Source organism: Streptomyces recifensis, from assembly GCF_002154615.1.
In the GTDB taxonomy this organism is placed as follows: domain Bacteria; phylum Actinomycetota; class Actinomycetes; order Streptomycetales; family Streptomycetaceae; genus Streptomyces; species Streptomyces griseoluteus.
Map to the genome: position 1 here is coordinate 1 of NZ_MUNH01000777.1, position 791 is coordinate 791.

Genomic DNA, 791 nt, shown 5'->3' on the forward strand with positions numbered 1-791 from the left:
CCCTCAGGCGGACGCCTCCGTCAGCAACTCCAGCTCCGCCGGCGTCAGCCGGAGCTCGGCCACCTCCACCAACGCCGGAAGCTGATCCACCGTACGAGCGGAGGCGATGGGTGCGGCGACGGTCGGCTGAGCGGCGAGCCACGCCAGCGCGACCGTGGCCACGGCGGTGTCGTGAGCCGAGGCCACCTCGTCCAGCGCGGCCAGCACCCTCCGCCCCCGCTCGGAATCCAGATACTTGGCCGCGGAACCCGCCCGGGCGCTCTCCACCGTCGCCCCCGGCCGGTACTTCCCGGTCAGGAACCCGGAGGCGAGCGCGTAGTACGGCACGGCCGAAAGCCCCTCACGCGCGGCGACGTCCTGCAGCGGCCCCTCGTAGGTGTCGCGCGAGACCAGGTTGTAGTGCGGCTGGAGCGCGACATACCGAGCCAGCCCCGCCCGGTCGGAGAACTCCAGCGACTCCTTCAGCCGCTCCGCGCTGATGTTGGACGCCCCGATGTACCGCACCTTCCCCGCCCGCACCAGCTCGTCCAGCGCCCCGATGATCTCCTCGACGGGCACCTCGGGCTGATCGAAGTGGGTGTAGTAGAGATCGATGTGGTCGGTACCGAGACGCCGCAGGGAAGCGTCGGCGGCGGCCTTGATGTTCGTGGCCCCCAGCCCCTGGAACTCGGGATGCTGACTGACCTTCGTGGCGATGACGACCTGGTCGCGGGCCCCCCGGGCCCGCACCCACTCACCGATGATCGTCTCGGACTCGCCGCCGTGGTTGCCCTCGGCCCAGGCCGAGTAGG

The 791-nt window shown here is 71.2% G+C and carries 1 protein-coding gene; it reads right to left on the reverse strand.

Going from position 1 to position 791, the window contains the following annotated elements; genetic code table 11:
• Positions 1 to 3 precede the first annotated feature (3 nt).
• Positions 4 to 791 (reverse strand): aldo/keto reductase (locus CCN33_RS29615; RefSeq protein ID WP_086696422.1); only part of this gene is annotated, 788 nt, incomplete at its 5' end.